This window comes from Vibrio lentus, assembly GCF_002875945.1.
Lineage (GTDB): Bacteria > Pseudomonadota > Gammaproteobacteria > Enterobacterales > Vibrionaceae > Vibrio > Vibrio apostichopi.
Map to the genome: position 1 here is coordinate 37,704 of NZ_MCZK01000133.1, position 11,034 is coordinate 48,737.

At 42.0% G+C, this 11,034-nt stretch carries 7 protein-coding genes and 2 pseudogenes; 6 read left to right on the plus strand and 3 right to left on the minus strand.

Annotated elements, in window-relative coordinates; genetic code table 11:
* Positions 1-69 precede the first annotated feature (69 nt).
* Positions 70-2,483, plus strand: a pseudogene (locus tag BCT49_RS14850) (GH36-type glycosyl hydrolase domain-containing protein).
* Positions 2,484-2,601: 118 nt separating this feature from the next.
* Here BCT49_RS14850 and BCT49_RS14855 read toward each other — a convergent pair.
* On the minus strand, positions 2,602-3,549 hold the full coding sequence (locus tag BCT49_RS14855; RefSeq protein WP_102436219.1) for an aldose 1-epimerase: 948 nt from the start codon (positions 3,547-3,549) through the stop codon (positions 2,602-2,604).
* Positions 3,550-3,613: 64 nt separating this feature from the next.
* On the opposite strand from BCT49_RS14855, the gene BCT49_RS14860 reads away from it, so the two are divergent.
* The 4 genes and pseudogenes from BCT49_RS14860 to BCT49_RS14875 all read left to right on the plus strand — a co-directional run.
* Positions 3,614-6,712, plus strand: coding sequence for a GH116 family glycosyl hydrolase (locus BCT49_RS14860; RefSeq protein WP_102436221.1), 3,099 nt, complete (start codon positions 3,614-3,616; stop codon positions 6,710-6,712).
* A 96-nt stretch (positions 6,713-6,808) separates the two neighbouring features.
* Positions 6,809-7,822: a LacI family DNA-binding transcriptional regulator gene (locus tag BCT49_RS14865; RefSeq protein WP_102436223.1), complete on the plus strand. Its 1,014-nt coding sequence runs from the start codon at positions 6,809-6,811 to the stop codon at positions 7,820-7,822.
* A gap of 514 nt (positions 7,823-8,336) precedes the next feature.
* Positions 8,337-8,675, plus strand: a complete 339-nt coding sequence (locus BCT49_RS14870) for a hypothetical protein (protein ID WP_102436225.1) — start codon at positions 8,337-8,339, stop codon at positions 8,673-8,675.
* Between the two features lie 184 nt (positions 8,676-8,859).
* A pseudogene (locus tag BCT49_RS14875) lies at positions 8,860-9,033 on the plus strand (ISAs1 family transposase); the annotation flags it as partial.
* Positions 9,034-9,063: 30 nt separating this feature from the next.
* On the opposite strand, the gene BCT49_RS14880 reads toward BCT49_RS14875, so the two are convergent.
* Positions 9,064-9,900 carry a CPBP family intramembrane glutamic endopeptidase gene (locus BCT49_RS14880; RefSeq protein ID WP_102436227.1) on the minus strand — a complete coding sequence of 279 codons (837 nt, stop codon included), beginning with the start codon at positions 9,898-9,900 and terminating at the stop codon, positions 9,064-9,066.
* Complete coding sequence (locus BCT49_RS14885; protein ID WP_102436229.1) at positions 9,901-10,161, minus strand: hypothetical protein; 261 nt, start codon at positions 10,159-10,161, stop codon at positions 9,901-9,903.
* A gap of 215 nt (positions 10,162-10,376) precedes the next feature.
* Here BCT49_RS14885 and BCT49_RS14890 point away from each other — a divergent pair, with 215 nt between their 5' ends.
* Positions 10,377-11,030 (plus strand): hypothetical protein, encoded by a 654-nt coding sequence (locus tag BCT49_RS14890; protein ID WP_241908090.1) that lies wholly within the window; start codon positions 10,377-10,379, stop codon positions 11,028-11,030.
* Positions 11,031-11,034 lie beyond the last annotated feature (4 nt).

Genomic DNA, 11,034 nt, shown 5'->3' on the forward strand with positions numbered 1-11,034 from the left:
AGCTGACACCAACCAACTTACGACAAATTGTTTTGGCTCCTCCTGATTTGGGAGGGGCTAGGGATAGTGATGATGAAATTCGGATATTTTGACGATAAAAACAAAGAATACGTAGCAACCACACCGTGCACACCGATCAAATGGTGTAACTACGTGGGCACATTAGAGTTCGGTGGCATTGTAGATAGCAACGGCGGCGTATTGTTGTGTAAGGGTGACCCTGCACTCAACCGCATCACCAAGTATATTGCTCAACTGCCAAACTCAGATTTCAAAGGCTCGACCATGTACCTCAAGGTACGTGATGAAGCGGGCAACGTAGAAATATTCTCACCTTTCTACACACCAACTCTGAAGCCTCTTGATAAGTTTGAAAACCACACGGGCTTGTCTTACACCACCATCATTGCAGAAGCGTTTGGTGTGCGTTGTGAAGCGACTTTCTTCGTGCCAAAAGCTGACCAAGTATTGTTGCAAGACATCAAAGTGACCAACATTTCAGACAAAGCGCTGCACGTTGATGTGGTGCCTGTGTACGAATTCACGCACTTCGTGGGCTCAAACAGCTACTCAATGCTGACTGGGTGCCACAAACCATGACACTTAAAGCGCATCAGCAAGAGTCGGGTCATACCGTGCTTGAGCAGTATGCTTTCATGAAGCGTGACTACGCGGTGAACCTGATGACAGCGGATCGCCCTGCGACGTCTTTTGATGGTGATCGCCAATCGTTCCTAGGTAATTTGGGCTACGGTACATGGGCAGCGCCAGAAGCACTAAACAATGATGAACTAGGCAACACCGAGTGTTTGCGTGGCGACAATATTGGTGCGCTTAACCTGCGTCTAGGTTGGTTATCTCCAGAGCAGACCGAACGTACGATTGTACAAATCGCACAAGAGCAGAGCCTAGAAGCAGCATTGCCTCTATTGGCTAAATACCGTGACCATCAAGTTGTCGATTCGGCTTTCGCTGAACTGGCTGAACACTGGGATGGTTACCTACAAGCGGTTCAGGTTGAAACACCAGATCCAGCAATGAACTCAATGCTTAACGTACATAACCCACGTCAGTGTCACACAACCAAAAACTGGTCTCGTTACCTGTCTTTGTATCAGCTTGGCTATGGCGCACGTGGCATCGGTTTCCGTGATTCTTCGCAAGATACTTTAGGCGTAATTACTCACATGCCAGAAGAAGCGCGAGAGTTCATTGAGCGTCTGTTGTCTGTTCAGAATACCAATGGTTCTGCGATGCATCAGTTCTTCCCATCAACAATGGAAGCGAACGCGGGTGACTCGCGTGAAGAAGAAGATCGCCCTGATTACTACGGTGATGATCACCTGTGGATCATCTACGCGGTGACTCAATATGTGAAAGAAACGGGCAATGCAGACTTCTTGAATAAAGAGATCCCGTTCTATCAAAAAGACAAAGCGGGCAACCCCGTTGAAACTGGAACGGTTTGGAACCACCTGTGCCGCGCGATTGAGTTTACTTACACCAATACCGGTGAGCACGGTCTACCGCTATTAGGTTTTGCTGACTGGAACGACACGGTGAACCTGCCAACGGGTGCTGAGTCGATGATGGTGGCGAACATGTACGGCAAAGCACTGCTCGACATGTTGGACTTGTGTGAGCTGCGTGGTGAAGCGCAACTGACAACTAAGTTTAAAGATCAGTACCAACAGATGCAGAGCACAGTCAATGAATGCGGCTGGGATGGCGAATGGTTTGTTCGTTACTTTGATGAGCAGGGCTTGCCGATTGGTTCTCACAAGAACGAGCAAGGGCAGATCTACACCAACGGTCAAAGCTGGCCTGTAATTTCTGGTTTCGCGACTCAAGAACGTGCAACGCAAGCACTAGATTCGGTTTACAACAAACTAAACACCACCAATGGCATCAAGCTTTCAACACCGGGTTACAACGGTTTTGATCCTCAGCTAGGTGGCGTATCAACATACCCACCAGGTGCGAAAGAGAACGGCGGTATCTTCTTGCATTCAAACCCATGGGTGATGATCGCAGAAGCGAAAATGGGCAACGGCGAGCGTGCTTACGAGTACTACCGTCAAATCAACCCGGCTTCTAAGAACGATGACATTGATACCTTTGAATCTGAACCTTACTGCTACCCACAAAACATTCTGGGTGACGAGCACAAACAGTTCGGTTTAGGGCGTAATGCGTGGCTTTCTGGTACTTCATCTTGGACATATGTGGCGGGTACGCAATGGATTTTGGGTGTTCGCCCTGAAGTGGATGGTTTGCTGGTGGACCCATGTATTCCTGCTGAGTGGCCAGAGTTCAAAGTACGTCGTCAGTTCCGTGGTGCGACTTATCATATCCATGTCACTAACCCGAATAACGTGTGTAAAGGTGTGATTGAAATGAAGGTAAATGGTGACCTAATTTCAGGCAACAAAGCACCGGTATTTACATCAGGTGAGCACACCATCGAGGTGATTTTAGGTTAACAAGAGAAGGGCGCTTTATGCGCCCTTTATTGCTTCTTTTGTTTGGTTCTTTCGTTGTAGTTGTTTCGTTAGCAATGCGTTCTCTGGGGGCTGATTTCGCATTCAGCAGTTGATTTGATTATTTTGGTTGATAGGTGGCTTGGCATTGCCAAGTAAAGGTTTGAGATTGGTTCGGACTAAGCGTCAATAAGCCAATCTGGTTATTGAATGCATCAGCTGGGCAAGTCATTGGTTCTATTGCAATACTTTGCTCGCTAGTCGGCGTGTACAGCTGAACGAATGGATAGCTTTCATCTTGTTGATAGCGAATAGCGGCAGACGAATCTGAGCGCGTAAACGCAAGTTGATTGGTTGTCTTGGAATCAAATTCAAAGCAATGATTTAAGCTTTGATTAGTGAGTGAATCGTCCAAAGACAAGCGGTCAAAAGCGTGCTTTTCACCATTGGGTAGGTCGCTTTCGTGTATGACTTCAGAGCAAGGCGATATAGCGAGTCCACATTGTGCTAGCTCAGTACCGAGTGAAAAATAAGGGTGCCAAGCATCACCGAATGGGAAGGCTGAATCTCCCAGATTAGAAACGGTCGTTGAGGAAGTGAGTCTACCCGTGATATCGATAGTGAAGGTCACTTCAAGATTGAACGCAAACGGGAAAGCAGGGTGCAAAGACGACGTTTGATACTGCAACGTCACACTGGCGGATTCTTCAGTGGCTACGCTGTTTGTGATTGAAAAAGGTTGGTTGTAGAGCAGGCCATGTACGGCGTGATCAGACCAAGGAAAATTAGCTGGGAGTTGATGGTTTTGGTTTTCGAAACTGTAACGACCTAAGTTTAAACGGTTTGGAAAAGGGAATAATTTAGCACTGCGGGAAAAGAACGGATGTTGGTTGATCAGTTCATCATAATTCTGATAGCCACAAATAAAAGAGAATGGACTGTTATTTACGGTATATTTATTAATAACAGCACCAAATCCATTGATTATTTGAAGTTCTATACCATGTTGGTGGTTTATTAATGTGACAGAGTCAATATTTCCAAATTTTTCATTTATAATTTTAAACATGTTGATGTCTCCATTTTAAAAAGATATTAACAAGAAGAAAAAAATATTCAATGGCGGTTTTAAAATGAATAATAAAATTCCATATACGAGCTACTCAGGAAATTCAGAACATCTGTGTAAAAAAGGTGATGCAGTTGAATTTATTCAACCTTGGTACACGCCAATTTCTACTACACCAGAAAATACCGGTATGGCGGTGGGCGGAATTGGCAACACATTTACACTGACGCCAAACGGCAATACACCAAACTTCAGCTTTATTCCGGGAATATTTGTCGATTGCTCAGAGCAAGTTATTAATTTTAATGATTTTTATGCATCTGTGATGAATGTGCCAACTATCGATACGCTGCAAGTTCTTAGCGAACAAGAGTTGAGTGTTCACCTGAACTTTTATCCTGCTTTGTTTGATGGCAACAAGATTGAAAGCAAAAACGTATCGAATGCGATCAACCTGATCCGAGCTGCATTAACAAATGGTCGCTTCTACCAAGAAAATAAAGATAACTTTACAAAATGGAACGTTGAATTTTCAAATAAGACTCAATTGTTGATTGAAGAAGATTCAGGTTCAACTATTTGTCAATTATATGTAGCCTTAGATTTCTTTAATGGTTTATTAATAAATGATACAACGAGATTATTATCACTTACTGCGGGTGATAATAATGATATGGATAGTTTCAATGGCAGTGATATAGACAGTGTTAATGGCAAGGATATAGAATATCAAGCTTTGTATCCATTAGCTGAATATAAATACAGTAGCTTCGAAGATATTAATATAAAGCGTAAGGTCGTCTCTCCGATCGTTAAAGAGAACAAACGCCTTTGCTCTTTACCGATGCACTGGAATCACTTCGAATTAACCAATAATTCATCGCACACACGTGTGATTACGCTTGCTCAACCGCTACAAAACTTGATTGGCTCAACCTACCAAAAAGGGCGCGATGGCATTCAGGATTCGGCTTGTACCTTGTCTCAAAACCCGATCGCCCAGCAGCATGAAGTGGTCAACTTAAAAGGTGAAAGTCACAGTTTTACGGGTGTTCAGCTCTCTAGCCAATCGCCTTATAAAAGTGACATTGAAGGCGAAGTGGTATTTGGTGTTCAAGCGGATAACCATTTGACTGAATCTGGTAAGGTCTCGATTTCTGTCAAGCCAACGCTTTATACCTCTAAGACAGCTCAGCAAACAGAATTCGCACTCAAAACAGGCCGTACCAACACTGAGTTCCAAACCGGTATCTATACAGGACGTGAAGCACTGAGCGCATTGGTTGTGGTTCAGGTTGAATTGGAAGCGGGTGAGTCTGTTGATCTGCGTTTTGCACAGGTGATGGCGCACAGCAAAGTCATGCTTAATGGCTGGCATTCAGATAAAGCGTACACGCAATTCTACCCGCAAACGAAACCGGCTTTGCCGATGTTAGAAGAGGTATTGTCACAGCTAGAAGCGATTGAGCATCAGATCGTGAAGCAACAAACGGCTTTCCTAGAGCAAGCTCAAAGCAAGATATCACAGCCTGATTCTGCATTGCGCTATGCGACGATGGCGATGAATTCATTATCTTTTCTGGCGGAGTCAACGGTATGGGATAAGGAAGATAAGTTCTTGGTGAAAGAGTGTGTCGACTACCCATTCTTTAACTCTCTTGATGTGTACTTCTACGGCTCATTCTCATTGCTTTATTTGCTGCCTGAGCTTGATGGCTGCGTGATGAAAGAGTTCTCGAAAGCCATTTTGGCGGAAGACTTTACTGAGCGCCGATACTGGGAATATGAAGCGACGCCTAATGCCGAATTGATTGATGACAAGTACCAAGGTGTGCGTGCCATTCGAGGTGCGGTAATCCACGACTTGGGTAGCCCATTCGACATCCAGCCCGATGCTTACAGCTGGCACAACGTGAAAGAGTGGAAGGATTTAGCGCCGAAGTACATTCTGATGGTGTACCGCCATTACCAAAACACCCGAGATCTCTCTGTGGTTAAAGAGTGCTGGCAAGCCGTAACTGAAAGCATCGATTTCTTATCGAATTTGATCGCTGAAGGTGACGATTTACCACTAACCCGAGGCACAGACGATACCTTTGATAACCTCGCTTCTCATGGCATCTCAATTTACTGTGCGAGCCTTTGGGTTGCTGGCCTGCAAGCGGCGAGTGAACTTGCACAATTGATGGGTGAAAGCGAGCGAGCTACCGGTTACTTAACGCGTTCTAAAAAGGCGTTGGCAACGGTTGAACAAAGTTTGTGGGATGACAAAGAGGGTTACTACCACTTCTTCGTGACCCCAGTTCAAGCCAAGCATCTAACCGGTTCTGGCTATCAAGCTCTGGAAACCTTAGGCCTGACTTTGACGGGTGATGCGATTGCTGACAAGAACACGCTCAATGCCTATCTAAATGAAACGGATACCTCCATCAACATCAGTAAGGTATCTCAAAGAGTCTCCAAGAAACGCTTGCTGAGTGAGACCGCACCTCAAGCCTTTACACAAGAATACTTAGATTTAGTGCCTGATTCTGATAACAGCTTTGGTGATGCCTTGTTGGCCGACAGCTACCTAAAGCTCATCGGCTTGGAAGGTATTTTCCCACAACAGAACATCCAACGCGCATTGGACTATGTTTATAAGCACAACTTTGAAATTAATAGCCCCGAGTTGGGTGTTGCGAATATGACGTTAGCCGACGGTTCACCACATGAAGCATTCCAGGCTCAAGATGTGTGGATTGGTGTTCAGTTTAGTGTGGCAACGGCGTTGAACTTAGCGGGGAAATCGCAACAAGCAGAAACATTGATGGATACCGTGTATACCGCGCTCTATGACTATTCGAAAATTCCATTTGCAGCGCCAGAGGGATTCAACTGCTCTGTATCTGTCAATGAGAAAGATCTTATAGAAGTATTTAAAGTGTCGCAAAATGATGCGAAAAACTGGCTAAGTGTACTTAAATGTCAAAAGTGTGTGCTGTCTGACGGTCGTATAAACCCAACATTAACGAAAGATGTTGACAATTTTGTTAAAATGATAGGCGGCGAAATTCCGCTAGAAAAGCTGGCAGGCTTACACAAATGGCTATTGAGTACTGGCTTGAAATATACGGCTGGCCGCTACTTTAGACCGGGGATGATCTTCGCCTACTTGTATTAACTTAATGACACGATTTTCAACGAAAGCAGTGGTATGCAAGTTGAAATTGACGGGGAGCTTAAAGCTCCCCGAATGTCACTTGATTAGGGTATCGAGATGCGCACTAAAACAAAAAAAACAACAGTATACGATGTAGCAAGATTGGCTGGTGTTTCTCCCAGTACCGTGTCTCGCTTCCTTAATCGAACCACTTATGTGTCGGACGATAAAAGCCAAAATATTGAGCAAGCTATTAAAGACACGGGCTACAAACCTAACTTCCAAATGCAAGAAAACACCAACCGACGCTCGCTCACTATTGGTGTCTTGGTGCAACACCCTGACAGCCCTTACACCAGTCGTATTCTCAACGACATGGAGAAAACTCTGATCGCTCAAGGTTATTCGTTAGTGATCGCGACAGGGCATTGGCAGAAAAAGTTAGAAATGCACGCGTTGGAGTATCTGGCAAAAAGTAACGTAGATGGCATGATCATCGTGACAGGAAGCATTACTCAGGAAGAGATTGCCAAGTATGCACAAGACATTCCTATCGTGATGGTTGGCTACGATTTTGTTGAGAATAACGTCCGCGCCATCAATATTGATAATGTGTTGGGTGGTTACATGGCAACCTTACATTTACTGCAACAAGGACATGTGAACATTGCTCATATTAAGGGGCTATCAAGCCAACCTGATGCGGGTAATCGCTTTGAGGGCTACAAGAAAGCACTTCAAGAGGCGGGTATTAAAGTGATGCCAAAACTCGTTAAGCAGGGTGATTTCAGTAGTGAATCTGGCTACGAGAAAACGGTCGAGTTGATTGAATCTAAGGTTCACTTCTCTGCTTTGTTTGCTGCTAATGACCAAACCGCTTACGGAGCGATTAAGGCGTTGCATGACCATGGTTATAAAGTGCCAGAAGACGTGTCGGTGATTGGCTTTGATGACTTGCCAACATCTAAGTATTTCACGCCAGCATTAACGACCTTAAGGCAGCCGATTGAAGAGATTGGCGAGGTGTGTGCTCAGTCTATCTTGAATCTTTTAACGGGTGAAAGGCATGAAGCAAGATTGCCTCCGATTGATTTAATTGTGAGAGAGTCGACCAAGTCCCTGTACCGTTAATTTCAAGACAAGCATCAAGGTGATGCGCCCATGATGATTCGTATTGATGTCAATGAGAACCATGGTGCAGGAATGCCGCTGAGTAAAGCTATCGATCTCACTGCCTATATTTGCGCGTTCACATTGTTCAATATGGTGCAGGTAAGCTAAACACTTCTGCCCCGGAATCACTTAGATCAAATGCTCTATACTTTTTACGGGCGTTCGTTTTCCCGACAAAACCTAATATCAAATTCATGGATGATTTACTTACCATCCTTACTCTCTTTTCTGTATATCTACACATTTATTATAAGTTATTGTTTCGTAAGGTGTTCGTTGTTTTTGTATCTTGGATAACACGCATTGTTAAAAAGTGATAACACTCCTGCGCGTTTTCTATGTAAGGATAGAGTACATAACTTGATGTATTCCCTTTAATTTTTAGTGACTTATGATAAATTAATCGAAAGTCGGGCAGTCAGAAAAACGAGATGGCCTGTTATTAAGAATGTTATATGTACAGGGAGTTTTAATGAAGGGTTTCCTTAAAGGGATTTTTGCTTATCTTGTTGTGATTTCGTTAGCTCTGCTAATTTCTCGCAATTATTTTGATTTCCTATCTACAATAGACTTAGTTGACTACATTGCATATAGCGGGGTTTTACTCGTTGTATTGGCAGGCATTACATTTGATGGTAACAATCCAGCTAGTCAAGACTTTTTGTCGTTAATGGTTCATCGTGAACTTGTGTCCCGAACCAATGACTCTCAAGACGAAAATAATAAAGTAAGTTTTTCAGTTAATGTCGGATTGATAGGTATATTTTTACTTATTGTTAGTGCTGTAATGGCTTGGCATATTAGCAAGTAAAACATATAACAAATAGGGCTTAAAGGGGACTAAAAACACTGGATCATTTTTTTGGTTTTTTCTTATTTTGGTGCTTAAGGTGGTTGTTTCGCGTGAATGGTGTGTTTTAGCCCCTTAAGCCGACTTTATGTTGCAATTGAGGTTTGGAGGAAAACTTGCATACTTATCTTGAGGTTATAGATCATACAAAGTTCACGGTGCGGAGAACTTATCATACTTACGTCACATAAGCTTGAACATGCTCCGAGAAGAGCCAACCAATCTAAGCATAGTAGGGAAACAAAAGCGATGTATGATGAATACGTCCATGCTAGATGCAGTATTAAGTACTGGTTTTAGTCAGGTGGTGAAAAACTAGGCACTCATGCAGTAGCCCTGTACTCCAGTGTTAATGATCAAGCTTTTCATATCCCCTCTCTTTCCAATAGTGATAATATTTACAACTAATAAACAAAGTTAAAATCAATGTAGCACCTATCGTGTCCAAACTAGGCATATATGTTGATGAACTGGCAGGGTAATAGTAGAAGTCATTTTGTAAAAAAAACACTACGAGATAGGTTAGGTGGAATGTGTTATATATTACGTGAACACAAATAGAATAAATTAAGCCCATATTCTTATATATGTAGGAAAGTATTATTCCTAGAATAAAGGGAAAGAAGAACTCTTCATGAACGGAAGCAAAGGCTAAGCTAGATAAAATTGAAGATATAAAAAAAGGTAGTTTGTATGTTAGACCTTTTAAAAGAATAGCTCTATAAGTAACTTCCTCTATTATTGGGGCTAAAACACAAATTATTAAGAAAGTTTTAATTACAGAAGACCAAACAATCGAATCATTGTATTCAAATGCTGGAGTTGATTGATATACCAGTTTTTCTAGATGGTCGGAACCTATCACAGAATAAATAACTTCAGTTAGATAACCAACGATGAATGAAACACAGATAAAAAGAAAAGAAACTTTTAAAACACGGTTAATTTTAACAGTACACTTTATATCTTGAGCTATATAATGACGAAGAGTAAACCATCCGACCATAATGACAATAAACTTAATACCCATTTGGTAGGCATCAAATAAGTCTGGTAGAATATCAAATGAAATGTTGAATGTTGTAGGCAGAAAATGCTCAAGTAAAAAGTATAACCCCTCTTCCCTAGAGAGAAAAGGGGTAAATAATAATAGACAAATAAATATGGCTATTTTAAGTATATACAACTATCTACCCCCGCGAGGGCCATGTCGATCGTTTGGTCCATTCATATCACTACGAGAGCGAGATCTGGCTTGTGCGGCTCTATCTCCTGAGCGATCTCGATGTGCTCTATATTCTGCATAGTTTTTCGCATCTTGCGCACCGAACATTTTGTCCGTATTGTCAGCGAGAAACCCTGTAAAACCTGAAAAAGTTCGGCTACCGCCACCGCGACTAACGCCACCAACAATCGAGTCTGCTTGTTGTAGTTCTAATACTTTCATTTTTTTTCCTTAATTTGTATATAGCATCATAATCCATCACGCTTAGGGCGCTTTGGCACGCAATACTTAACATTGTTGTTACCTACCTATCAATCAAATTATGCTATAAATTTATATAACCATGATAAATAACTCAAAATTTATAAATCAAGGTTGCATATGATTTGTGCGTCATTTATCGTGGAGTTAGGGACACATCTAGCAGTAAATTTTGTATGTTTTATAGAAAAGAAGCCATTGAAGCAAAGAAAAACCGCTTGTCTGGGAAAGTAATCTTAACGCAACCACCATCACTTTATTTAATTTCAATAATTACTTTCATTATTGTTTTATTGGTTTCGATATTTTTGGCTAAATATAATTATTCTCGTAAAGAAACTGTAAAGGGTTATTTATTGCCAAAAATGGGAGTTGTAAAGGTTTACTCAGGTAGAAAAGGAGTTTTAGAAGAGCTGTTTGTTAATGAGGGTAATCATATCCTCGCAGGAAATCCAATAGCAAAAATTAGAAACAGCCAAAGCATGGTTAGTGGTATGGAACTGTCAACAGCACTTTCTAAGGAAATTAAAAGTCAAATTAAAGCGATGAGCCACGAGCTTGAAACAAATGAAATTGTTTTTTTTAAGGATAAACAGCGTATTGATCGTCAACTTATTCAATTAGAGAAAAGTTTATTATCTATAAAAAATACACGTTCAACTAGTCAGCAGCGACTAGCCCTTAAAGATCAGAAACTAAAAAATAACCAAAAACTTCATCAAAAAGGCTTTCTTTCATCAACCTTGTTTTCATCAATTCAAGAAGAGTATCTTATAGCACTAGAGGCCGTAGACAAGTTAGAGCAAGATATTTCCGGCTTTGTTGCGTAATTCA

Bases quoted from the DNA above. Each gene is read 5' to 3' on its own strand.
- BCT49_RS14860 (WP_102436221.1), top strand. From the start codon at position 3,614: ATGAATAATAAAATTCCATATACGAGCTACTCAGGAAATTCAGAACAT.
- BCT49_RS14865 (WP_102436223.1), top strand. From the start codon at position 6,809: ATGCGCACTAAAACAAAAAAAACAACAGTATACGATGTAGCAAGATTG.
- BCT49_RS14890 (WP_241908090.1), top strand. From the start codon at position 10,377: ATGTTTTATAGAAAAGAAGCCATTGAAGCAAAGAAAAACCGCTTGTCT.
- BCT49_RS14870 (WP_102436225.1), top strand. From the start codon at position 8,337: ATGAAGGGTTTCCTTAAAGGGATTTTTGCTTATCTTGTTGTGATTTCG.
- BCT49_RS14855 (WP_102436219.1), bottom strand. From the start codon at position 3,549: ATGTTTAAAATTATAAATGAAAAATTTGGAAATATTGACTCTGTCACA.
- BCT49_RS14885 (WP_102436229.1), bottom strand. From the start codon at position 10,161: ATGAAAGTATTAGAACTACAACAAGCAGACTCGATTGTTGGTGGCGTT.